At 31.4% G+C, this 25,075-nt stretch carries 24 protein-coding genes; 5 read left to right on the top strand and 19 right to left on the bottom strand.

Features of this window, described 5'->3' with window-relative positions; all coding sequences use genetic code 11:
* Positions 1-55: 55 nt before the first annotated feature.
* Positions 56-1,489 carry an alanine/glycine:cation symporter family protein gene (locus T473_RS0100500; protein WP_024620133.1) on the bottom strand — a complete coding sequence of 478 codons (1,434 nt, stop codon included), beginning with the start codon at positions 1,487-1,489 and terminating at the stop codon, positions 56-58.
* Positions 1,490-1,908: 419 nt separating this feature from the next.
* Here T473_RS0100500 and T473_RS0100495 point away from each other — a divergent pair, with 419 nt between their 5' ends.
* Both T473_RS0100495 and T473_RS0100490 read left to right on the top strand, forming a co-directional pair.
* Positions 1,909-3,177 carry an ArsB/NhaD family transporter gene (locus T473_RS0100495; protein WP_024620132.1) on the top strand — a complete coding sequence of 423 codons (1,269 nt, stop codon included), beginning with the start codon at positions 1,909-1,911 and terminating at the stop codon, positions 3,175-3,177.
* Positions 3,178-3,201: 24 nt separating this feature from the next.
* Complete coding sequence (locus T473_RS0100490; RefSeq protein WP_024620131.1) at positions 3,202-3,693, top strand: hypothetical protein; 492 nt, start codon at positions 3,202-3,204, stop codon at positions 3,691-3,693.
* Between the two features lie 30 nt (positions 3,694-3,723).
* Here the strand turns inward: T473_RS0100490 and T473_RS0100485 are convergent, their stop codons facing one another.
* The 7 genes from T473_RS0100485 to T473_RS0100455 all read right to left on the bottom strand — a co-directional run bounded on the left by T473_RS0100485 (position 3,724) and on the right by T473_RS0100455 (position 9,526).
* Positions 3,724-4,611: an NAD(P)/FAD-dependent oxidoreductase gene (locus tag T473_RS0100485; RefSeq protein WP_024620130.1), complete on the bottom strand. Its 888-nt coding sequence runs from the start codon at positions 4,609-4,611 to the stop codon at positions 3,724-3,726.
* Between the two features lie 15 nt (positions 4,612-4,626).
* On the bottom strand, positions 4,627-4,944 hold the full coding sequence (gene trxA / locus T473_RS0100480) for a thioredoxin (protein ID WP_024620129.1): 318 nt from the start codon (positions 4,942-4,944) through the stop codon (positions 4,627-4,629).
* A gap of 146 nt (positions 4,945-5,090) precedes the next feature.
* Positions 5,091-6,326 carry a sensor histidine kinase gene (locus tag T473_RS0100475; protein ID WP_024620128.1) on the bottom strand — a complete coding sequence of 412 codons (1,236 nt, stop codon included), beginning with the start codon at positions 6,324-6,326 and terminating at the stop codon, positions 5,091-5,093.
* On the bottom strand, positions 6,316-6,987 hold the full coding sequence (locus tag T473_RS0100470) for a response regulator transcription factor (RefSeq protein ID WP_024620127.1): 672 nt from the start codon (positions 6,985-6,987) through the stop codon (positions 6,316-6,318). The genes T473_RS0100475 and T473_RS0100470 overlap by 11 nt, the downstream gene beginning before the upstream one ends.
* Positions 6,988-7,014: 27 nt before the next feature.
* A complete protein-coding gene (locus T473_RS0100465; protein ID WP_024620126.1) occupies positions 7,015-7,851 on the bottom strand; it encodes a hypothetical protein in 837 nt (278 codons plus the stop codon).
* 23 nt (positions 7,852-7,874) lie between these two features.
* A complete protein-coding gene (locus T473_RS0100460; RefSeq protein ID WP_024620125.1) occupies positions 7,875-8,780 on the bottom strand; it encodes a hypothetical protein in 906 nt (301 codons plus the stop codon).
* A gap of 20 nt (positions 8,781-8,800) precedes the next feature.
* Positions 8,801-9,526, bottom strand: a complete 726-nt coding sequence (locus tag T473_RS0100455; protein WP_024620124.1) for a DNA alkylation repair protein — start codon at positions 9,524-9,526, stop codon at positions 8,801-8,803.
* A 233-nt stretch (positions 9,527-9,759) separates the two neighbouring features.
* Here T473_RS0100455 and T473_RS0100450 point away from each other — a divergent pair, with 233 nt between their 5' ends.
* Positions 9,760-11,034, top strand: coding sequence for an amidohydrolase family protein (locus T473_RS0100450; RefSeq protein ID WP_024620123.1), 1,275 nt, complete (start codon positions 9,760-9,762; stop codon positions 11,032-11,034).
* 200 nt (positions 11,035-11,234) lie between these two features.
* Here the strand turns inward: T473_RS0100450 and gcvPB are convergent, their stop codons facing one another.
* Positions 11,235-12,698 (bottom strand): aminomethyl-transferring glycine dehydrogenase subunit GcvPB, encoded by a 1,464-nt coding sequence (gene gcvPB, locus T473_RS0100445; RefSeq protein ID WP_024620122.1) that lies wholly within the window; start codon positions 12,696-12,698, stop codon positions 11,235-11,237.
* Positions 12,698-15,202 carry an aminomethyl-transferring glycine dehydrogenase subunit GcvPA gene (gcvPA, locus tag T473_RS19485; protein ID WP_024620121.1) on the bottom strand — a complete coding sequence of 835 codons (2,505 nt, stop codon included), beginning with the start codon at positions 15,200-15,202 and terminating at the stop codon, positions 12,698-12,700. Before gcvPA ends, gcvPB begins: the two co-directional genes overlap by 1 nt.
* A gap of 482 nt (positions 15,203-15,684) precedes the next feature.
* On the opposite strand from gcvPA, the gene T473_RS0100435 reads away from it, so the two are divergent.
* Complete coding sequence (locus tag T473_RS0100435; RefSeq protein WP_024620120.1) at positions 15,685-16,113, top strand: C-GCAxxG-C-C family protein; 429 nt, start codon at positions 15,685-15,687, stop codon at positions 16,111-16,113.
* A 120-nt stretch (positions 16,114-16,233) separates the two neighbouring features.
* On the opposite strand, the gene arsS is transcribed toward T473_RS0100435, so the two are convergent.
* From arsS to T473_RS0100390, 9 genes are all read right to left on the bottom strand, one after another.
* The gene (gene arsS / locus T473_RS0100430; protein WP_024620119.1) at positions 16,234-17,214 is read right to left on the bottom strand and encodes an arsenosugar biosynthesis radical SAM (seleno)protein ArsS; all 981 of its coding nucleotides are present in this window, start codon (positions 17,212-17,214) and stop codon (positions 16,234-16,236) included.
* Positions 17,215-17,278: 64 nt separating this feature from the next.
* Positions 17,279-17,611 carry an arsenosugar biosynthesis-associated peroxidase-like protein gene (locus T473_RS0100425; protein ID WP_024620118.1) on the bottom strand — a complete coding sequence of 111 codons (333 nt, stop codon included), beginning with the start codon at positions 17,609-17,611 and terminating at the stop codon, positions 17,279-17,281.
* A gap of 75 nt (positions 17,612-17,686) precedes the next feature.
* Positions 17,687-18,361, bottom strand: coding sequence for a TIGR04283 family arsenosugar biosynthesis glycosyltransferase (locus T473_RS0100420; RefSeq protein WP_024620117.1), 675 nt, complete (start codon positions 18,359-18,361; stop codon positions 17,687-17,689).
* A gap of 29 nt (positions 18,362-18,390) precedes the next feature.
* The gene (locus tag T473_RS0100415) at positions 18,391-19,059 is read right to left on the bottom strand and encodes a TVP38/TMEM64 family protein (protein WP_024620116.1); all 669 of its coding nucleotides are present in this window, start codon (positions 19,057-19,059) and stop codon (positions 18,391-18,393) included.
* 23 nt (positions 19,060-19,082) lie between these two features.
* Complete coding sequence (locus T473_RS0100410; protein WP_024620115.1) at positions 19,083-19,787, bottom strand: TVP38/TMEM64 family protein; 705 nt, start codon at positions 19,785-19,787, stop codon at positions 19,083-19,085.
* 47 nt (positions 19,788-19,834) lie between these two features.
* Positions 19,835-20,848, bottom strand: a complete 1,014-nt coding sequence (locus T473_RS0100405) for an aminoglycoside phosphotransferase family protein (protein WP_024620114.1) — start codon at positions 20,846-20,848, stop codon at positions 19,835-19,837.
* A gap of 11 nt (positions 20,849-20,859) precedes the next feature.
* Positions 20,860-21,525 carry a TIGR04282 family arsenosugar biosynthesis glycosyltransferase gene (locus tag T473_RS0100400; protein WP_024620113.1) on the bottom strand — a complete coding sequence of 222 codons (666 nt, stop codon included), beginning with the start codon at positions 21,523-21,525 and terminating at the stop codon, positions 20,860-20,862.
* 471 nt (positions 21,526-21,996) lie between these two features.
* Positions 21,997-22,455, bottom strand: coding sequence for a RidA family protein (locus tag T473_RS0100395; RefSeq protein ID WP_024620112.1), 459 nt, complete (start codon positions 22,453-22,455; stop codon positions 21,997-21,999).
* Between the two features lie 32 nt (positions 22,456-22,487).
* Positions 22,488-23,267: a PhzF family phenazine biosynthesis protein gene (locus T473_RS0100390; protein ID WP_024620111.1), complete on the bottom strand. Its 780-nt coding sequence runs from the start codon at positions 23,265-23,267 to the stop codon at positions 22,488-22,490.
* Positions 23,268-23,375: 108 nt separating this feature from the next.
* Here T473_RS0100390 and T473_RS0100385 point away from each other — a divergent pair, with 108 nt between their 5' ends.
* Positions 23,376-24,758 carry an aminotransferase-like domain-containing protein gene (locus T473_RS0100385; RefSeq protein ID WP_024620110.1) on the top strand — a complete coding sequence of 461 codons (1,383 nt, stop codon included), beginning with the start codon at positions 23,376-23,378 and terminating at the stop codon, positions 24,756-24,758.
* Positions 24,759-25,075 lie beyond the last annotated feature (317 nt).

Here is a 25,075-nt window from a genome sequence, read left to right as displayed (position 1 = left end):
ATATGTCTCTATTATTCACCATAATAAGGTAAATCTTATTATATAATTGTATGTTTTATTTTTCGCCATGCCACTCAGAAACATTTTGGAGCTCTGGAATATCGTCTACTGTATATACAGGATTTTTTATTCCGGCCTTTTTCTGCTTTGTGTAGTCATTAAGCGCCATAAACGCGTATTTACCTAAGAACAATATCGCTATTATATTTATGATAGCCATAAGTGCCATAAACAAGTCCGCTAAGTTCCAAACTACTTCTACTTGTGTTATTGATCCAAAGCAAACCATAGCAACTACAAAGACTCTAAATATGTTTAGCTTAACTTTACTTCCGCTCATAAACTCTATATTCGACTCACCATAGTAATAGTTCCCAACTATTGAACTAAATGCAAACAAGAATATACAAACTGCAACAAATATTCCACCAAGTGCACCGACATGAGATGTTAAAGCTTCCTGAGCTAACTCTATTCCAGTAGCTTTACTAGTAGAGTATCCTGAGTATAGAAGAACCATAAAAGCTGTACAGCTACATATTATTATTGTATCAGTAAAGACACCTAGCGACTGTATAAGCCCTTGAACTACAGGGTGTTTTACGTCTGCTGTAGCTGCTGCATTAGGCGCACTACCCATACCCGCTTCATTAGAGAAAAGACCTCTTTTTACTCCAGTCATAAGAGTTCCAATAAATCCTCCAGTAGCCATACTCTTAAAATCAAATGCACTGCTGACAATTAATTTAATCACAGCTGGAACCTCAGTAATGTTTATAAGTACTATGACTATAGCTACTAGAATATAAAGACTCGCAAATACTGGAACTATAACTTCAGAAACTTTTGCAACCCTGTGCACGCCTCCAAAAATAACTAAAGCAGTAAGAACCCCAAGAGCAATAGCCATTGTAACCTTGCTTATTCCAAATGCGTTGTTAAAAGCTAATGAAACAGTATTAGCTTGAACAGCATTGAAAACAAAACCGTAACAAATCGATATCAGTATTGAAAACGCAATACCCATCCACTTTTTATTCAAACCTTGCTCCATATAATAGGCTGGTCCACCTCTAAATGATTTTCCATCTTTTATTTTATATATTTGAGCAAGTGTACTCTCGACAAAACTAGATGCTGAACCAATTAATGCAATGACCCACATCCAAAATACAGATCCTGGCCCCCCAATAGCAACTGCTATCGCTATACCAGCAATATTTCCAGTACCTACTCTAGATGATGTACTAATACAAAACGCCTGAAAAGATGATATACTTCCAGACTTCTTTACATCTTTGTCTGAAAATCCGCTCCCCAATAATCTAAACATTTCAAAGAAATATTTAAATTGTACAAAATTAGTCTTAAAAGTAAAATAAATTCCTGTAGCTACCAACATAATAATAAGAATATAAGACCATAAGTAGTCATTTACTAATACGACTTTATCATTAATAAATGATATTATATAATTCGAAATTTCCATAACTCAATTCCCTTCTTTTTACAATTTTTAACAAATTCAAAATAAATAATAAAATTTACAAAATGAATTATTCATTTAAAAAATTTCATTAATACAATTATAATATTATGAAAAATAATTATCAAGCGAAATATTGCATAATTATTTTTTGTTATTCATTTTTTAATATTTAACGATGATTTTATATAAATTTAAATGATGAAAATATTGATTTTTAATTAAAATATGGCATTATCATGTTATAATTTTATCAATTGCAATTGTTATAAACAGCGATTTACTGTTAATATGAGTTTAAATTTGTTAATACTATGTTAAAAAAACTACTTTTCAACTTCCATTGAATTATATTGCAAAAAGGGCTAATATAAATATTGCTAACTAGAAATAATATAATAATATAAATGGAGGTATTATTTATGACAGTACAACAAATTATAGCACTTAGTATTTTTTTAATAGTAATGGCTGCCATTATAACAGAAAAAATAAATCGCTCTGTTGCATCTCTTGGCGGAGCACTACTTATGATCTTATTCAACATACTGACCTTTGACAAAGGATTAAGTCATATAGATTTCAACACTATCGGGGTTTTAGTAGGAATGATGTTGTTTGTTGGAGTAGTTAAAAACTCGGGTCTTTTCGAGTATATTGCAATATGGACAGCAAAAAAGACAAAAGGTGATCCCTGGAAAATCATGGTGTACTTTATAATTATAACTGCTGTTTTATCTGCTCTACTAGATAATGTAACAACAGTTTTACTTATTGGTCCTATGACTATCACAATCACACAAATTTTAGGACTAAATCCAGTACCATTTTTACTATCGCAAATACTTGCATCTAATATTGGTGGTACGGCGACACTTATTGGTGATCCACCAAATATAATGATAGGTAGCGCTGCAAACCTAAGTTTTATGGACTTTGTGGTAAATCTTTCACCGGTAATAATTGTAATACTTATAGCTATGATCATATGCTTTAAATTCTTATACGCTAAAAAACTTGTGGTAGACGATGAAGCTAGAAATAAAATTTTAAAACTTGATGAAACAAAATCTATAAAAGATAAAACACTTATGATAAAAAGTCTTGTAGTAATGTTCTTTATTTTAATTGGATTTGCATTCCATAGTTCTCTAAAAATAGAATCTTGTGTAGTAGCACTTACTGGAGCAGTAGTAATGCTTCTTATAGGTAAACAAGATGTAGACGAAATATTATTGGATGTAGAGTGGTCTACTATCTTCTTCTTTATGGGTCTATTTATAGTAGTTGGAGGCCTTGTAGAAGTGGGGCTGATAAATAGGTTAGCCGAAGTAATAATTGGAGCAACTGAAGGTCATATGATTTTTACAATGCTTATAATCCTATGGTTATCTGCAATTGTATCTTCATTCTTAGATAATATTCCATTTGTAGCTACAATAATACCGCTTATACTTACTATGCAGGCTCAAGGCATAGATGTTACGCCACTATGGTGGGCAACTTCTCTCGGAGCTTGTCTAGGCGGAAATGGGACTCTAATAGGTGCATCAGCCAATGTAGTTTTAGCAGGAGTGAGTCAGAGACACGGTTATCCTATAACATTTAAGGAATTCTTTAAAGTTGGATTCCCTATAATGCTTCTGTCAGTAGCTATTTCAACAGTATATATGGTAATTAAATTTATTTAAAATATAAATAAAGGGGATGTTTTAATGAACGAAAACACGGCAATAGGAGACTCGATAGAAGTTCTGCTAAGACAACTAGGAGCTACTAAGATAAGTAAAATAAGAAGCTATTTATACTTTATCGAATTTAAATTAAGCGAAGAGTGGAAAGTAACTTACTCGTACAATATCAATACAAAGGATCAGTTTTTTCTTCAAAGGATTAAGCCATATCCGATTCCACAAGGTGTATTTTCCGATGAATACGAGATTGTATCTTTTATCACCAAAGATTTAAATAAATTTGTAAATGCTAAAAACAGCAGTAACTTCCCTACTTTTGTAGAAGTTACGAATAAGGTAAGTTCAATAAATGAAGAAATGGAAAGACTGTTTTTAAATTACAATGTGGATAGTAAAGATTTAGAAGATTTAAACGAAAATCTAGATAAAATTCTAAGAAATATAACTATATCAGAAAAAACTCAAAGAAACTATAAATATTTTATAAAAAAAGAACCTCTCAAATACTTTTGAGAGGTTCTTTTTATATAGTTTCGTATAGATCTACTTATTTTTTAATTTAAGTTTGTCTAAATAAGATACTGCACTTAAAGCCGCTATCTGACCTTGACCGGCAGCTTTGATGTATGAGTAGGGTCTACCTACACAATCTCCAGCGGCGAAGCATCCAGCTATGCTTGTATTCATCATAGCATCAATTTTTATATGTCTATCTTCAATATCTATTCCAGGAACAAGCGATGCAGGAGATGTACTGTCTTTTATAACAAATACTCCGTCTATTGCAAGTTCTTCTATATTTCTAAATTGTATATTGTTTACAAGATTATCCCCATTAATTTCAACTGGTCTATCATTTATTACTTCAATTGTATCCTCTAATATCTTTGACCCTCTCATAAGAGATTCGCTCTTATACATAGGAATAAAGTAAGTTTTTGATGTAAGTTCATTTAAAAAATTAGCTTCTTCTTGTGATTCATCATTGTATCCTATAACAGCGACATTCTTGTCTCTGTAAAGAGGTGCATCGCAAGTAGCACAATAGCTTACTCCTCTTCCTAAAAACTCTTCTTCACCTTTGATAGGCTTAGAATACTCCACTCCAGTGGCAAGTATCACTGTTGTCGCTTCAAACATCTCGCTTCCACACAGTAAAGTAAAATACTCTCCCATTGCGTAGATGTTGTTTATTCTTTTATTAGTTATAGATATCTCCATCTTTTCAAGATGTTCTACAAATTTCTCTTTTAAGTCTTCTCCCGTTATTTCATGAAATCCTAAATAGTTGTCTATCGACGCCGCTTTTGTAAGCTTAGTACTTAGGTTGTCGTTTCCAAACAAGATAAAGCTCTTATTTCTTATCTTAGCATTTATTGCAGCTGATAAGCCAGCAGGACCACTGCCGATTATTGCTATATCATAACGCATATTTTTTCACCTATTCTATAAATGAGATTTTACTTTTAATTCTATCTTATCCTTTGGCATAAATCCAACCATAGTGTCAACTGCTTTACCATCTTTGAAAACCATCATTGTTGGTACAGTTGAAACGTTGAATTGTTGTGCTATTTCTAAACTTTGATCTATATCTAATTTTAAGAATTTAGCTTCTTCTTTCATTTCTTCACCTAATTCTTCAAACACTGGACCTAGCATGTTACAAGGTCCACACCATGTAGCGAAGAAATCTACTACTACTACTCCTTTACCATCTTCAACCTGATTTCTAAATTCTGCTGTATTAATAATTTTTGCCATTCTAAATTACCTCCCACTAAATTGTTATATATATTTATATATTATAATATGTTTAGTATTAAAAAATTTGACTAATTAAATCTTTTAATATTTTTATATGATAATATTATACCCATTGTTGATTGTATAAAACAAATTTTTAAATTTTATATATTATTATATGGAACTATCAATTCAAACTCCGTTCCCTCGCCTAACTTTGAATTAACATTTATTTTTATTGATAAATTTTTGCTGATTAATTTTGCAATTGATAAACCTATACCAGAACCATCAATATCTTTATCTCTAACGTTTTCACTTCTGAAAAACCGATCAAATATATAAGGAATTTCACTATTTTTAATTCCACATCCAGTGTCTTTTATATAGATACTTAGTCCACCTACCGATAGGTTTTCCTTCAAAATTATAAAAATACTGTCTCCAGCTTTAGTATATTTAAATGCGTTATCAATAAATACAAGTATACAATTTCTAAGTTTATTTTGATCAGTATCTATAAACAACTCCTCAAAATCAGATTCGAACTTAAAATTCTTTTTTTGAATTTCTGCTATATCTATATAATCATCTGCTATTTCTTTAATAAGAGATACTAAATCTACTTTTTTTAGATTGATATTTACAATTGTATCTTCTTTGCTTAGGTTCAACAGATCATTTACCATCTTTTTAATTTTTCTTGTCTCTTTCATAGCAATTGCTATTTTTTCGACTTCATCACTAATAGTATTGTCTGGGTGCTTAAGCACACTTTCTAACTTAGATGAAGCTATTGTTATTGGCGTTCTAAGCTCATGAGAGGCATCTTGAATGAACTTAGCTTGATTCTTCCATACGTTTTCAATTGGAACTAATGCCTTTCTAGTAAGATAAACTGCAACAAAATATGTTATTACTATAGATGCCAATACGGCGATCAAAATTGCAGATGTAATTTGTCTTCTAGAATTTAGCTCCGAATCAATATTTCTTATAATCTGTATTTTGTATTTTCCTTCTACTACACTTAAAGCTCTAAATGTATGTCCATTTTTTGTGTATTTATAAAAGTCATTAATTTTCTCACTATCAATATTTGGGAGTATTTCATCAAAATACTCGTTTTGCGTGTAGTATCTAATTCTATCATTTTCATAGACATAAACCATATCTTTTGGATCCTCAAGTCTGATAGGCTCAAAAAAAGATGTACTCTTTAGTTGCATCATTATATAATTGTATTCATCTTTGATCTCATTATCTACACTACCATAAGTCATAGCCGTGAAATATAAGAAAATAAAAAACGAAAAAATTATCATAAAGCTTCCAACTACCAATGTGTACATCTTAATTAAGTTATTTTTAGTTTCAGAAAATATATTTTTATTTATCATCAAACATATAACCTACCTTGCGTTTAGTTTTTATATATTTGTCGTAATTAAATTTGCTGAGTTTTTTTCTGAGATTGCTCACGTAAACTTCTACAATCTCAATTGTAGCATCAGAATCTATACCCCATATTCTGTCGTATATCTGCTCTTTAAGCAAAATAGAACCTTTATTTAGCAAAAAATACTCTAAAAGATTAAATTGCTTATTTTGAAGCTCTATTTCTTCATCATTGATAAATACTTTCTTTTTGCTTAAATCCATATACAGCTCTTTAAATTTTAGAGAGTTTTCATCTTTAATTTTGCCATTTGTCCTTAAAATTGCATACACTCGTGCAACAAGTTCTTCCATATAAAATGGCTTCGTAAGATAGTCGTTCGCACCTATTTTAAATGCCTCAACTTTGTCATCTAACTCTTCTCTTGCAGTAAGGATCAAAACTGGAACTTCAATATTATTGTCCCTCATAGATTTAAGAATTTCCATACCTCCTAGATTCGGAAGCATTAGGTCTAGTACAATTAAATCGTATATCTTTTGATTAATCAAGTATAATGCTTCTTCGCCATCTCTGCTGACTTCTGTTTCAAAAAAATTGTTAAGTTCACTTGAAATGGTCTCTAAAAGTTCTTTATTATCTTCGACAATTAGAATTTTCATTGTTTCCTCCAATAATATTAATGCTGCCTAGTCTATTATAGCCTTATGCGATTTAAAATCTATATCTACATTTAAGTTTTGGTCAGTATCATTGTATATATAACCAACTACTTCTAATTTTGTTGTCTCTTTTGAGCTTATAACTTCTATCTCTGCTTCTTCAGATGCCTTTAATACACTATTATAGGCTATATGCTCCAAATTAATATAATCACCATTTTCATTAATTTCAGCTACCTTTAATATCAGATTACCAAGATCTTTAGCAGACGAGTTTTTTACTTTCAAACTATAAGTGTTTCCCTCTTCTGCATCGTTAAGCTTTTTGAAGTCAGATAGTACTAAAGTCTCGTACGATTTGCTATTTTCAGTAACAATATTTATTTTTTTAATGTCAATCTTGTTGTCTCTCATGTCGACACTAACTCTTTTTCCTTCAGCAATATAACCGTAAGATGTAATCTCGATAATATTTGCAAATTCTTTATGCTCTAAATCAACATACGCAGTTTCTCCTGGACGCAATGTAATACCAAGAAAAGCACTTGAATCTGTTGAAATTAAGTTACCATTTCTATCGTACTCACTGTACACTAGCTTAATTTTTGAAAGATTAAAAATAGAATTATTTTCTACCTTTGTTCTTGTCAATCTTTTGTTAGTAGTGTCTTTATCCACGTCATCAAATTTAATCTTTTCTATATTAATGGCTTCTGCATTATTTTTATCGATATCAATATTATCTTCTTCATCTTGTTTTATTTCTATTTTTTTACTTGTATCACTACTTTGCCTGCAAGCACTTACTGAAAAAGTGATTACAACCAAAGATAATACTATATAAACAATTTTTGATGTTTTCATTGTCTTAGCACCTCTTGTGGATATTATTTTTTATAGCAGATCCTTATTTTTTTCATAAAATCCTTTAATGCCTGTGTCAATATCACCGACTTGCTATATTTCGAATTACTACATAATCTATCAAATTCATTCCATGTATTTATATCTACCCTAATAGATGTTGATTTAATTTCTTCTAACTTATCATCTTCAACGAATATTTCTTTTTCATCAGACTTTTTAATTTTGTTTAAATTATCATTGGCGTAATCTTTAACTTGCAAATACCAATCATACACCTCGCATAACTTATCCAAGTCTTCTTGAGTCACATTTATTTTTCTATCAACTCTTGTTTTTGTTTTCTTTACAGTATCTTTTTTAACAGAGTTTTCTTTTTCACTATCTTTTTTTATAGACTCATTTTTAGTTGCTTGCTTAGAAGCAGATTGTTTAGTTGTTGTATTTTTACTAGTTGATGTTTTATTTTCTGCTTGTTTAGTCTTTGTCTGCTTGCTAGTTATCTTGTTGTTTACTGTCTTATCAGTTGTCTGCTTTGTTGTTTCTTTTTTTGATACTTGTTTTTTAATATTTGACTGTACTTTTTTATCATCTTTATTTGTCACTTCTTCTTTTTTTACTTTGGCTTGGTTTTTAACTTTAGTATTGCTATTTTCTTTAACAGCATCGATTTTTGCTACATTAGCGAAATCAAGTTGTTCTGCATTTTTTTCTATATTGTTACCTTTTTTGTCATTTAACTTATCTTCAACTTTGTCATTTAAATCATTTTTTAATATATATTTGCCTTTTATGGACTTATATCCTCTTTTATTTAGAAAGGTTCTTAAAGTGCTCTGACTTATTCCAAGTTCTTTCGATATATCAACAAATTTTAAATTTTTTTCTTGAAGTTTTAAAAAGTTATCGATTCTTTCGTTTCCGTCCATCTAAAGACCTCCATAATTTTTTAATTTCTAGTTTTTCTCTTCATACTTCTTATTATCTTCTTTTTTTCATTATCTACACGGTATGACTCTACAATTTTTTGTAGAGCTTTATTATAAGTAAAATTATCTAAGTTGTTATTGTTCAGATAATCTAAAGTTTCTCCCTCAAATTTCACATAACACATAGATATTAACCAGGCTATTGCCATTTGAACATAATATGCCTCTGAATTAATATCATCGCAAAAACTAAATATATCCTTTAAGTATGCTTCATCTATATAATATTCCAAAAGCATCACAATAGCAAATCTGACCTGCCAAGAATTTTCTGAATAGATATTTCCTTTGACAAGTTTGTATACCCTTTCCTTATTTAGTTTAGCTACTTTCAATCCCGAACAGAATGTATCGCATATTGACCAATTTCTAATCTTAGGTAAAAACTCTACTATATATTTTTCTACTTCATAATATTCACTCTTATTACTTGATATAATTATCGCTTGCAGTAGTAGTTCTTCATGATATGTATCTTCGCAAACGCGTAGATACTCTCTCCAATTCCCTTCGATAATTTCTTTAGATATCTTTCTTAAAACTGGCATTCTAATGCCTAGTATATGTTCTTCTCCAGGAATAAGTTTTTTATTGAAATCCCTGTACTCGGCTTCCTGTAAATCTTCAATGTACTTTAAAAGATCTATATAAGAATTTTTGTTCCAATTTTCTCTATTTAGCGTCAATTTTTTACACTCCTAATTTACTCTTTCTACCCATTGTATCATAAAATGTACTGTTAAAAAAAGTATAACAAACAAGATCTTTCAAATTTTTCAATTCTACTACTTAATTCTACAAAATTGAGTCCTTAAGGTCTTAAAATTATGTTATAATACCCATATATACGAATTTAATCTAATTAATTTGTTTTAATGTACACTTTTAAAATATAATTAATATATATAAGGAGTCTAACATGATTAAAATACTAAAAGGAAATATAGTTTTCACTGAAACTCCAAAAGAGTTTAAAGTATATGAAAACAACTATATAGTTATAGAAGGCGGTAAAACTAAAGGAATATTCGATGAACTTCCAAGCGAATACTCAAATATCAATTTAATAGATTATACTGACAAAATAATAATACCTGGTATGAATGACTTACATTGTCATGCACCGCAGTTTAGAAACTTAGGTATGGCTATGGACAAAGAACTTCTGCCATGGTTAAACAGTTATACATTCCCAGAAGAATCAAAATACGAAAGTACCGACTATGCAAAAAACATGTACCCAAAATTTGTAAAAGAGATGTGGAGAGCAGGTACGACTAGAGCATCTATCTTTGCTACAGTTCATAAAGATTCTACTAGAGAGCTTATGAATTTATTTGAGAAGGCAGGACTTGGTGCGTACGTTGGAAAAGTTAACATGAATATGAACTGTCCAGATCCTTTGCTTGAAGATACAATAAAATCTCTAAAAGATACTGAGGAAATACTAAAAGAATACAGTAATAAAAATTCAATTGTAAAACCTATAATTACACCTAGATTTGTACCAAGCTGTACAAGCGATCTCCTGAAAGGTCTTGGAGATTTATGTATAAAATATAATGTACCGAGCCAGTCTCATCTATCAGAAAACCTAGGTGAAATTGAATGGGTAAAAGAGCTTGAGCCAAAGTCAAAGTTTTACGGCGATGCTTACAATCAATACAACCTATTCGGTCAAACTCCTACGCTTATGGCACACTGTGTGTACTCATCTGACGAAGAGGTAGAATTGATGAAGGAAAACGGCGTAACAGTAGTTCACTGCCCAGCATCAAACTTCAATGTTGGAAGTGGAATTTCGCCAGTAAGAAAATTAATGAATAACGGTGTAAAAGTATCGTTGGGGTCAGATATCAGTGGAGGACATTCACTATCGATATTTGATGCAATAGTTTCAGCAATTCAAGTATCAAAACTATGGTGGGTTAACTCAGATAAAGAGTACGACTTCTTAACACTATCAGAAGCGTTTTACATGGCTACAAAGAGCGGTGGAAATTTCTTCGGCAAGGTAGGTAGCTTTGAAGAAGGCTTTGATTTTGACGCATTAGTAATCGACGATTGCAACCTAAATCACGATAATTACTCCATATTAGAAAGACTTGAACGATTTATATACATTGGAGACGATAGAAATATAGTAGATAGATATGTACAAGGTAACCTAATAAAAGAACCAATATTTTGTTAGGTCTATTTTTCAAATATAAAAGGTAGATAAATTATTTATATTTATCTACCTTTTTAATTAAGTAACTGAAGTAAAGATATACAAAACAATAAGGGATACAATAAAGCAGATGCATATGCTTCATTGTATCCCTATAATTTTTACATCTTCCTTAAAGCTTTAAACTACAAAGCTTATTGATTTTTCGATTGTAGCGACAATTAAGCTTCTATTTGTTTCCAAGTCAGTATTGGTTTCTTAACCGCTCTTGCCTCATCAATTCTACCCACAATGGTATTGTGAGGTGAATTCTTTAATATTTCAGGGTTTTCTTCAGCTTCTTTAGCTATTTGCTTCATTGCAACTATAAATTCATCTATAGTCTCTAAACTCTCTGTCTCTGTAGGCTCAATCATAAGCGCTTCTTTTATGATAAGCGGGAAGTAAATTGTTGGTGGATGGTATCCGTAGTCAAGAAGTCTCTTTGCAATATCTAAAGTTTTAATATTTGCTTCTCCCCTAGGAAGTCCTCCAAGTACAAACTCATGTTTACAAACTCTATCGATTGGCAATATATAGTCGTCTCTTAAACTTTCTTTGATGTAGTTGGCATTGAGAACTGCCATTGTGCTGGCTTCTTTAAGTCCATCGCCACCCATTGTCAGAATATATGTATACGCCCTTACCAATACCCCAAAGTTTCCATAGAAGTTTTTAATCTTACCTATTGTTTTCTCTCTATTGTAGTTTAATTCATATCTTCCATCTATCTTTTCGATTGTGGGTACCGGTAAGAATGGAATTAACTCTTTTTTAACTCCAACTGGACCACTTCCTGGACCCCCTCCACCGTGTGGTGTTGAGAAAGTTTTGTGTATATTTAGGTGAACAACATCAAATCCCATATCCCCTGGTCTAGTTATTCCCATAATAGCATTCATATTTGCCCCATCGTAGTAAAGAAGACCGCCAGCTTCGTGCACAAGTTCTGCTACTTCCTTTATGTTTTCCTCAAATAATCCAAGAGTACTAGGATTTGTAAGCATTAAAGCAGCAATCTCATCATTTAATATAGATTTTAGCTCTTCCATATTTACTGATCCGTCTTTATTTGAATTTATTTGTACAACATCGAAGTCTGCCATAGCAGCACTAGCAGGATTTGTACCATGAGCTGCATCAGGTATTATTACCTTTGTTCTTTTAGTATCTCCTCTATTCAGATGGTACTCTTTAATAAGCATAAGTCCTGTAAGCTCTCCGTGAGAACCTGCAGATGGTTGAAGTGTTACATCGTCCATACCTGTAACCTCACACAACATCTGAGTTAAATTGTACATAAGTTCTAGTGAACCTTGAACTGTATCTACTGGTTGGTAAGGATGTAATTCTGTAAAGCTGGGTATTCTAGCCATATCTTCATTTATTTTAGGATTGTACTTCATCGTGCAAGATCCAAGAGGATAAAATCCTGTATCTACTCCAAAGTTTTTATTAGATAATTGAGTGTAGTGTCTTATAAGATCTACCTCACTTATTTCTGGCAAACCAAGTTCAGTTTCTTTTATCAAATCAGCATCTACCATATCTGTCAGGTCTATATTGTCGATATCCAATTTTGGAAGTGAATAAGCTTTTCTACCTTTTTTAGAAATATCTATAAGTAAACTATTATAATTCTTCATTATATCCCCTCCATTATTTCAACTAATTTATGTATTTCATCTTTGCTTCTCTTTTCAGTGACACAAATCAAAGAAGAGTTTTTATAATTTTTAAAATCCTTTTCTATATCATATCCGCCGAGTATATTTCCTTCTAAAAGTTTTTCATTTATATCTTCTACACTATTCTCACTTTTAATTACAAACTCTTTAAAGAATTGCCCTTTAAAAGTTGGCTTATACTTTCCAGTTTTCACTAGTTTATTTAGAGTATAGTGTGCTTTTTTCATAGACTGAAGTCCAACTTCCCTAAGTCCTTCTTTACCCATAGTTGCCATGTATACAGAGGCAGCAAGAGCGTTGAGTGCTTGATTCGAACAGATATTAGAAGTTGCTTTTTCACGTCTTATATGTTGCTCTCTAGTTTGAAGAGTTAAAACGTATGCAGGTTTTCCATGACTATCAATACTCTGACCGACTATTCTACCAGGCATTTTTCTTGTATATTTTGATTTACTTGCCATAAATCCTACATATGGTCCACCAAAGTTCATAGAGTTTCCTAGCGATTGAGCTTCCCCAACTACTATATCTGCCCCCAATTCTCCAGGACTCTTCAGTACTCCAAGAGATATAGGATCGACTCCAACTACTAACATTGCTTTATTTTCATGAGTTATCTTCTCTATTTCTTTAAGATCTTCTATTATTCCAAAGAAGTTTGGAGTTTGAACAAACACACATGCAGTTTTATCGTCAACTACATTTCTAAGTTTATCTAAATCAGTAGATCCGTATTCATCAGAGAAATCCACTTCTACTATTTCACAGTCTTTAAATCTTAAATAAGTGTGTAGAATTTCAAGAGTTTCCGGATGAGCGCTCTTAGCAACTACTATCTTATCTTTTTTAGTTTGAGCCATGGACATAATACATCCCTCTACAGATGCCGTAGCACCATCGTACATCGACGCATTTGCAATTTCCATACCTGTTATTTCAGCTATCATTGATTGGAATTCGAATATAACTTGTAAAGTTCCTTGGCTTATTTCTGCTTGATAAGGTGTATATGAAGTATAAAACTCTGATCTACCTGTCACATGTTTAACTACAGATGGAATGTAGTGATCGTAAGATCCAGCCCCTAAAAAACAAACTAAGTCTTCAAGGTTTATATTTTCATCTGCAAGCCCTTTTATAATTTTAGTGACTTCTAGCTCTGATTTCGCTTTGTCTAGATTTAGCTCTCTACCAAGTCTTACTTCCTTTGGTATATCTGAAAATAAGTCCTCTGTAGATTTTAATCCAACTACACTTAGCATTTTTTCCTTATCTTCAAATGTCGCTGGTATGTATTCAAATTTATTTATATTTACTGACACATTATCATCCTTCTTTTCTACGACTTTTATTGCATCATCTTTTTTGTACTGTTTTTTGTAGAAAGGTTTCCCAACTATTACAGCTGGTACGACCCTCTTTCTTATAGCGATATCTATTTCTGTTCCAACCTCAACATGCTGGGCATCTATTAATCCCAATCCTAAAATTTTACCCGTTGTAGGAGATGCACATCCAGTAGTGACAAATCCGACAGTCTCATCGCCAATCTTTATATCAAAACCGCCTCTTGGCATTCCTTTTCCCTTCATCTCAAATCCAATGATTTTTCTCTTACTTCCCTCTTTTTTTTCTTGCTCAAGTACTTGTTTACCGATGTAATTTGGTTTATCAACTTTAACAAAGAATCCAATACCACCTTCTACAGGAGATATATGCTCACTAATCTCATGACCGTACAGAGGGAGTCCAGCTTCAAACCTAAGAGTATCTCTAGCTCCTAGCCCAGCAGGTGATATTTCCTTCCCTCCAGTCTCTAGTAAACCATCCCAAACTGACTTTAAATCTTTATTATCGCAATATACTTCAAACCCATCTTCCCCTGTGTATCCAGTTCTAGAAACTAAGCAAGACCTTCCACACACTTTAACACTCTGAGCAAACTTATAGAATTTAATCGGTTCTAAATCTATATCGACAACTTTCTGAAGTATTTCTTGTGCCTTAGGACCCTGGATAGCCACTAGAGATATTTCCCCAGAGCAATCCTTTATATCAACATTAAAGTTTATACTGTGTTTTTCAATCCATTCTAAGTCTTTATCTATATTTGAAGCGTTTATAATCAGCATATAGTGCTTATCAGCCAACTTGTAAACTAATAAATCATCTACAACGCCTCCGTTTTCATAACACATTGGAGTGTATGAAATAGAGTTCTCTTTTAACTTACTAAAGTCATTTGTCAATAAGTACTGTAGAAACTCTTCAGAATTCTCACCTTTTACCTCTACTTCACCCATATGTGATACATCGAATAATCCAGCACTGCTTCTAACCATTTCATGTTCTTTATTGATTCCCTCATATTCCAATGGCATTTCCCAACCAGCGAAGTCCACTAGTTTCGCGCCTAGTTCCTTATGAGCATCATAAAGCGAAGTTCTTTTTAGTTCTTCCATTATAGTACCCCCTCAATATTATTAGGTATAACATACAATAAATATTGACTCATATATTTCAATGTTTATAAAATAATTTACATACCTATACAAAAAAAGATATATGAAGTAGCAATTATATATTCATATACCGTTAAATTAACCTTTAGATGTAAAATCTTTATTGTTATATTGTGAAATTATTTTATGCTCAATAAATTGCTTAAATCAAAATTTATCACATACTTTGTATATAAATTGTATGAATTTTTAGCCCAAATGTCAACTCAGTTATTTTTATATCAATAGCCAAAATCCTTTATTTTATTTCATTCACTAGTATAAATTATATTTCAAACTTAATTATATTAAAGATGTATAGTTTTACATTAATAATATAAATATTTGTATAGATTATATCTATATTCATTATATTGACAATCATATTCTCCTAATATATACTCAATTTTGATATGTACGAGATTTGTATAGGAGGTTATTTTATGGATGAAAAAGAAGTTTTATATCAGTTTTCCAAAGGTTTTGATTGTGCTCAAATAGTACTCAGCAACGCATCTGAAATACTAGATATAGATAATGAAACCGCAAACAAAGTAGCTGCATGCTTTGGAGCTGGCATGTTCGAGGGGGAAACTTGTGGTGCTGTAACAGGTGCGCTTATGGCAATAGGACTAAAGTACGGTCACTACTTACCGGATGATGGCGAGGCAAAAGGTTTAAATATTCAAAAACTTATGGAGTTTAAATATGAATTTTTAAAAAAATACGACTCTGTTCTCTGTAAAAACTTGTTGGGATACGATATAAGCGATCCTAAAGATGCCGAAAAAATTCACGAAAAAAATTTGCTAAATACTTTCTGCCCTAAGGTTGTTGCTGAAACTACAAAGATATTAGAGGAAATGTTATAAAATCATTACATAATTAAATAAAAGAACCCATTAAAGTAAAAATAACTTTCAGATTTACTTTAATGGGTTCTTTTATTTAATTAGATATTATTCCAATTTTAAAACAACCTTTTAGTTTGTTTAAGCTGTTGTACCTCCACAGCTAGAGCCACTTCCTGCTGTACAAGCGTAACAATGGTTTCCAACATTTATCTTTCTTCTCTCTATCTTTTTACCTTTTAAATCGCTGATATTGTTTATACCCTCAGTAATCAGTTCTAATGTTTGATTGAAATCACAATCGTACAATTTACCATCATAACCTATAGAAATCTGATCTCTGCACATCATACTTTCAACGGTTCCTAAATTAAAACTATCTGAAAGTCTCTGCATATATCCTTGAAGATTTTTAGTTCTTTCTAAGAACATTCCAAAACGACCTATTGGGTTATTTGTTATCGCAAATAGGCTGTTGAATTTAATTCCCCAATCTTTATCGAGTTTAACTTTATACTCTCTCTCTATAGCTTCTTGCGATGGCGGTAAAAATGCTCCTCCTGGATTATATACAAGATTTAGTACAAGATCATCTTTAATTCCATATCCGAATTCATTTAATTTTTTTAGTATACTTATAGAATTTTCGTAAACTCCCTCACCCCTTTGGCGATCTGTATCGCTTTTAGTGTAATAAGGAAGCGAACAGACAATTTCAACTTTATGGCTTGCGAAAAACTCCATCAAATCAGTGTATTTTGGATCATCTAGTACCACTAAATTTGAACGAACCATTATTTTACTTCCGAGTTTGCTTGCACTTTCAATTAAGTACTTAAGATTTGGGTTCATTTCTGGAGCTCCTCCTGTTATATCTAAAACAGAAAAATTATTTTCTTCAAAAACGTCCATACAATCCTTCATTGTCTCCAATGTCATAAGCTCAGTTCTGTTGGGACCTGCTTCGACATGGCAGTGTTTACAAGCTAAGTTGCAAAGCTTACCAATGTTTAACTGCATTGTCGACAAATAGCCCTTTGTATACAGCAATTCCTTATTTTCAACTCTATCAGTAAATTTTTGTATATACTCCAAATTATCAACTAAATTGTTTCTACTCATTCTCAGCCCTCACTTTATTTATACTCGTATTAATTTTACTCTTAATTATCCTTGTTTTATAGCATTAAAGCTCTAACCCTTTAGCTACATTTTTCATTTGAACTCCATGCACTAAAGTCGCTCCACCTTTTATAGCAGCAGACACATGTATTGCTTCAACCATTTGCTCTTGATTTACTCCATGCTCTAAACATGACTGAGTATATGAATCAATGCAGTATGGGCACTGAACTGCTGTAGCAACAGCAAGCCCAATCAGAGCTTTTTCTCTAGCTGTAAGCTCACCTTCTTCAAAAACCTCTCCATAGTACGCCATAAACTTTTCCCATAGTTCTGGAGCGTTTTCTCCCATAGTTCCAAATTTCCCTAAATCTTCTTTATTATAATAAGTTTCCATATCAATTCTCCTAACTCTATATTTAATCTTATATAAATTTAATAAAATAGCATTTTTATTTATTAATTATCGCCCTTATCTTACATCTCTGTACATAGAAGCAATTTCCTCGATATCCTCACCATTTCTAAACATCCACTGAAGTCGCTGCATCTTCCACATAGTCTTAATAATACCTTTTTTTATAAATCTCCTGCTAGATGTTATTATCTTAGATTTAGTCTGCCCGATAGAGTAGTGTTTTTTAGCCTCAAGGGAAAATTGATAGTCCTCCATAATAGGAAGGTCCATAAATCCCCCAATCTTATAAAAGTCTTCTCTATAAATAAACATCCCTTGATCTCCAAAAACTATCTGCCTACACCTAACTCTCATATTTGACATAAAACCACAACACTTCATAAGCAGCCTATTACTGTCAAATTTCACTTTAAAACAACCAACGCTGTATCCGCCTTTAAGTACTTCCTCAATATCTTCTAGAGCGCTTTCTGGAAGTATACTGTCACTGTGAAGAAACAATAAAACTTCCCCTTTACTTTCGCACACACCTTGATTCATCTGTTTTGCTCTGCCTTTTTCAGATGAAATCACCTTATATTTATCTCCTATAATAGAAACTGTATTGTCATTGCTTCCACCATCTACAAATACAATCTCATAATCCCCTTTAACTTTTAATATATTGTCAATTATTGACCCTATATTTTTTTCTTCATTTAACACAGGAATAATTATCGAAAACCTCAATACCTAACACCTCAAAATCACAAACTATTTTATTTTTTATTAGTAAAATTATTTGGAGTAACCTTTTTTGCCAAATAAAGTGATCCAGCTGTCAACATCGCTAAGAGCGCTATTGAAACTATAAATGCTGGATTTTTAACATCTATAGCCTTGTCCCCGATATTTAAAAACACCAATGTCCCTGGAAGTATCCCTATCAGGGTCGCTACAATATAATTTTTAAAACTAATAGATGTAAGCCCTGCTCCATAGTTTATCACATTATATGGAGCCAGAGGTATTAGTCTTAACACAAATACCACTAAAAATCCACTCTTTGAATCCGCTTCTTCAAATAAATCCAACCATTTTTCTGGCAACTTACCTTTAAGAAATTCTACTACTAAATCTTTTGCCATAAACTTGGCCATATAATACATTATTGCACTATTTAGCCCAGCCCCTATAATTGTATAAAATGTCCCATTCCAAAGCCCAAAAGCTAAACCAGCTGCGAGCGCCAGTATTGGTACTGGAAAAAAAGCTATAGGTAAAAATGTAAATAGAACAATGTATATAATAGGAGCACAATATCCATATGAATTCACGTAATTTCGTATGTCTTCAGCTCCTATATCTCTAAAGCAGATAAAATATACTGCGACAAATACTGCAATTAAAGATACAGTAACAATAAGCTTTTTATTTTTCTTTGACATAAAATCATCCCTTCAAATCACGTCTACTCTTGAGCACCGTTGTCCATTTTTTTCTTATCATTAAAAATTTTCTTAATCATAAAAACAAGTACTGAAACTGCAAATAATATAAGAAGTCCCATTACTAGTTTTTTAACACCTCCTGAAAGCATTCCACCTACATAAGAATATATAATAGTTGCTGGTAATTGACCAATACCTGTAGCAACAAAGAAAGAAATAAACGACATAGAAGTAAGGCCAGCAGCATAACTTACGATATCAAAAGACATAAACGGAAGCAATCTACATATCAATATAGTATGTTTACCATACTTTTCAAAAAAACCGTCTACACTTTCTAATGCTGTTTTGCTTGTCAATTTTTCTGCAGCATCCCTACCAAGTATATTTGCTATGTAAAAACACAGTGAAGCTCCAGCCATAGCACTTGTCCACGATAAAATTGCCCCTTGCCACCAACCAAATATGGCTGCATTGGCAAATGTTATTAAAAATGCAGGTATCGGCGCAGCAATTGACTGAAATATCATAAGTAAAAACGATATTACTACAGCCCACGCACCAAATGATCTAATATACTCTATCACTCCATCTACATTCATACTAGATAAAATATAGACAACTTCAGTGATTTGACCTTTAACTGAGGGTACAAACATATAAATTAATAAAAAAAGCAGTATAATTCCAACTGTTATTAATTTAATTTTACTTTTTCTCTTCATAAGAACCTCTTTCATACAGTATTTTATGTATTACAAATTTAAATTCTTTATAATTTATTAAAGTACTCATCCTCAATGTTTAACAAAAAGCTTTCCTTTAAGTAATTCTCTATCTTATTGTACGTAAACTCATTTCTTATCAGTTTATCTGGGTCTTGATATTCTACCCACGCCATTGAACACCAAGTTATCCCTCTCAAACAAGTAATTATAATATATTTTTCTAGTTTGTCCCATAAATTTTTAGTTTCAAACCTGCCATTAACTTTTTCTATGTACATTCTCACAAAATCTTCCATCTCAGCTCTTGTAAGTATAACATCTGTCTTCCAGAATGTTGTTGTAGGAGCAAGAAAATGTCCCAGATCTTGTTCAACTTCTCCTAATATAGGTTTCTCCCAATCAATAATATAATTATTCTTACCCTTTCCATTGATCAGGAAATTTCCTGAATTAAGTTCTGTGTTTATAATATTGTATTTATTTAAATTTTCATCGATATTTAAAACACTTCTTTCACTTTTTTCAATCATTCTTTTTATTATAATTTTTATATTTTCATCACCGATATCTGAATTCAAATATTTTGATGACATCTCCACACACTCTACAAATATTGCTTTTAACGGGTTCTTTGGAGTAATGAGGTGATTGTTTTCGTTAAAGTCAACACTGTGAATATCTGCCAAACAACTTGCAGCTATCTCTAAATCAGTTTTATAGTCTAATGGAACTCCTGGAAGAAATTCCATTGCTAATAAACCATAAGGTAGTTTATCCATACTAGAGTCAACAAATATTGGCTTTGGTGTTCTTCCACTCAACTCAAGCATTTTTAATACATTAAACTCATAAGAGATTTGATTGTCTAAATTCATTTGACTTGCCGTATTTAATCTAAGTACTAACTTCTTATTATTATCAGGATTTATAAATAGAAAATTAACATTATACTCTCCTTGTCCCAATAATGATACATCAATCTCTTTATTAGATTGTATATTTAATGACTTTCTAACTTCATTATTATTGATATACTCTTTTATTTGATCTATTTTCATTTTTATCATCCTCACCTGAACAAGCTTGAGATTGTCTCAAGATATTTTTGTGTATGTCCGCAGTAGTATTCTTTTTTGTTTTTATTGTTCCAAAGTTCGATCAGATCTTCTTTTTCATCAATATCTAAACATGGGTTACATAAATAATAACTAAGTCCCAATTTATCTAAGTTATGCTTCGTATTTTCAATAACCTCACTGTGTCCATAGGATTGGTGAATAAATACATCCATATTACTTTTTTTCATACCAATCAAACAGTAGCCACCATCATAAGTAGGTATTAAGGATATATCACTATCATCAAGTTTATATAGTGCACTAATTATATCCTTAGATTTTATAGTCGGGATATCTGTTCCAATCAACACACACCGATCATATCCAAGTGTGAGAACTGTTTCTATTGCATTTCCCATCCTAACTCCAATATCACTTCCTATTTGAGGATAATACCTCAATTCATCAATAAATATCTTTCTAAGTATTTCAAGTCCTTCATCAGGTGTATAGAATATAAAAATATCCTTGCCAGTATCTTTGCAAGAAACATATACATCCTTTATAAAGTTTTTATGAAGTTGTGCACATTCAATAGGTGTTAAAAAATCCTGTAACCTTGTTTTTGTTTTCCCCGGAATTGGGGTTCTAGTAAATATAATGATTGCTTCTTTCAATAACCCAAATCCTCTCATTTTTCTATCTGATTATTCAATAAAATACAAATGTACAATAAAACTATAAGCAATAATTTCTTTAAAGTCAATTAAGTAAGAAGGTAATTGTCTTACTATATAAATTATCTATATATATCTTTTTACTATTTAAATTATCTATTGTTTAGTGATTAAAAATAATGTAGTAAGAAATGTGAAAAGTTGATATGCTTAACATTGAATTATGCTTGTGGGAGGTGGAGTGTAATTGACGAATGTTGACTTACCTATAAAAATATGCTTCGTCAAGTACTAGTACATTGTCGTTAGAAAGCATCAACTTAGAAAGCTATTTACTATTGACTCTTCTAAATCCATGATAAAATTATTTAACCAACTGATCGATTTAAAATCTATGATCTCTTAAATGTTTACACATAAAATTGGTCAATAGAAAAACGACAGTTTATTAAAAACTGTCGTTACATAATTCTACTTGTACTCTAGAATAGCTTCTATCTCTACTGTTGCATCTAAAGGAAGCTGATTTGTTCCTACTGCAGTACGTGCATGTCTGCCGAGTTCTCCAAATATTTCATATAAGAGTTCAGATGCTGCATTTACTACTATATGTTGCTCAGTAAATCCAACTTCACTACTTACAAATGCTTGTAATTTTATAACATTTTCTATTTTGTCTAAATCACCTATATAATCCATTACCGCTGCAAGCAAATTTATTATACAAATTTTTGCTGCATCCTGCGCCTCTTCTAAAGTTCTATCTTTTCCCACTTTACCGGTATATTTTAATTTGCCATCTACAAAAGGAACTTGTCCAGCCACGAATAGTGCATTTCCTAAATGCTTAACAGGTACATACATACCCCCCGGTTTTGTGTTTTCAGGTAATCTAATTCCAAGCTCTTTGATTCTTTCTTCTATCTTCATTGTATTTCCTCCTATTTATAGATGATTATAAGTTATTCCGGAAAAATTTCGGCTATAGAATACAATGAAGCGTGACCGCTTATAGATACTCTATCACCATTATATTTACAGTATAAAGTACCTCCTCTTTTAGAAAGCTGCCTTGCCACCATTTCATCTTTTCCTAAACGTTTTGCCCAATATGGTATAAAATTGCTGTGCGCTGATCCACATACAGGATCCTCTGGAACTTTAATTTTTGGGAAAAAAGTTCTAGATACAAAATCATGTTTGTTCCCTTTTGCTGTTATAAGAACTCCCATTCCATCTGGTAAATTCTCTAATTTTGATAGATTAGGTTCAAAATTTTGCACCATTTCTTCGTTTTCTAAAACAAAAACCAAATCTCTATTCAAATAAGTCTCTAGTGGTTTTACTCCTAACGCTTCAACCATTTGGTCAGTAAGTGGAAATTCTTTTGGCATTATACTTGGAAAATCCATTTCAAATAAATCTCCTTTTTTGGTTACAGTTAAATCTCCACTCATTGAATGAAATAAAATTTTACCTACGCCAGTATCTACAAATTTTGTAATAATAAATGCCGTCGCTAAAGTTGCGTGTCCACATAAGTCTACTTCACCACCAGGCGTATACCACTTTAAATCGTATCCATCACTTACTTTTACTGCGAATGCTGTTTCAGAAAGATTGTTTTCAATAGCAATTTTCTGCATTAAATCTTCTGATAGCGGACTTTCTAGAACACAAACTCCAGCCGGATTACCCTCAAATACCTTTTTTGCAAATGCATCAGCAACATAGTACTTCATAATAATACCTCCTTTTGCATACAAACTAAATTTAATAAAAGTATATCATTGCAAAATAATGCATACAATGACATAATTGTATTGCATACAATATTATAGGAGGTCAATATGCCAGTTAATTCTTTTGAAAATTATCCAATGTCATGGAAGCCAAAAAAAGATCAATTATCATCACCATTTTATCTCTCTATAGCTAATTTATTAGAACAAGATATCAAAAATGGTAGCCTTGCCCCTAATGTAAAATTGCCACCTCAAAGGGAGTTGGCTGATTATATAGATTTAAACCTTAGTACTATTACAAGAGCTTTTAAAATCTGCGAGTTGAAAGGTTTAATTTATGCAGTAATCGGGAGAGGAACTTTTGTTTCGCCAAATGCAAGCAGTGATATATCTATAACAGATAACAAAATAGAAAAAAATTATATTGAATTAGGTGTTATAAGACCACTGGACCAGACTAACTCAATTGTTGCAAACGTAACAAAAGAGGTATTATCAAAAAGTTGTATAGAAAATTTATTAGATTATGGTAATCCATCAGGACTTAAACATCATAAGTTATCAGCACAAAGTTGGTTACAACGATATAACTTAAATGCAAAATTAGATAATATAGCTATAACTTCTGGATCACAAAATTCAATTACACTTTCTCTCATTTCTCTTTTTAAGCCAGGGGATAAAATTGCGATTGATATGTACACATACCCAAATGTTATTGAATTGGCAAATATGCTAAATATTCAGTTGATTCCAATAGAAGGTGATCTGTATGGTATGAATCCTGACGAGTTAAAATCACAGTGTATGTTAAACAATATAAAGGGAGTGTACTTAATACCATCTTGTAGTAATCCTACTGCTATATTGATGAATATGGAACGTAGAAAAGAGATTGCTAATGTTATAAGTGAATATAATCTTATTTTAATTGAAGACGATATATATACTTTCCTTGTACCACAAAATTTTAAACCCATTACTTGTTTAGTTCCAGAAAATTCAATATATATATGTAGTACATCAAAGTCTCTATGTTCAGGACTGCGTGTTGCGTTTATGGTATTTCCCAGTAAATTTTCATCAACAATAGAAAGGATAATATATAACGTTAATATAAAAACCTCTGCATTAAATGTAGAGATAATTTCTGAGATGATTAATACTGGAGTAGCTGATAGAATTATTGAAGAAAAAAAATCTATAATAAAACATAGAAATAACATTTATAAAAAATATTTTGATATATATAATCCAAATGAAAATCCTTTGAGCTTTTTTAGATGGTTACCTATAAAACCCCATTTAAATTCTTCCGAAATTAAAAAAGAGGCTACAGAAAACGGTCTGCGTATTTATCATTCAAATCGTTTTTTAGTTGGAAATTATAATGAAAAACAGTTTTTGCGTATTTCGTTATCATCTACATACAAAGCTAGTGAATTAGATAATGGATTGAGAATTTTAAAAAATATAATATCCAAATAGTGTAATTATATTTAAATTGAATAATTGAGTTCTTTATGTAAGATTTAATACAAAAATAAGCGTGCTCTATAGTTGATAAATCATTACTATACGCACGATTATAGAAATATAGATAATTTTGTCACTTCCGGCATGCCTCCATACTGCCCCTTTAGGCGTACCTGCTTCTTTTATATAGCTATATCCGCTAGTTTCCCAATAAACTCATCCCAAGATCTTATATCAAATAAGATTTATTTTTTTCAATACGTCAAATATCTCCTACCTATCTATTATTATCAATATAATAATAGATTAAGACTGTATATATTGACTTA

This window comes from Clostridioides mangenotii TR (assembly GCF_000498755.1).
GTDB lineage: Bacteria > Bacillota > Clostridia > Peptostreptococcales > Peptostreptococcaceae > Metaclostridioides > Metaclostridioides mangenotii_A.
This window is presented reverse-complemented; position numbering and strand designations above follow the sequence as displayed.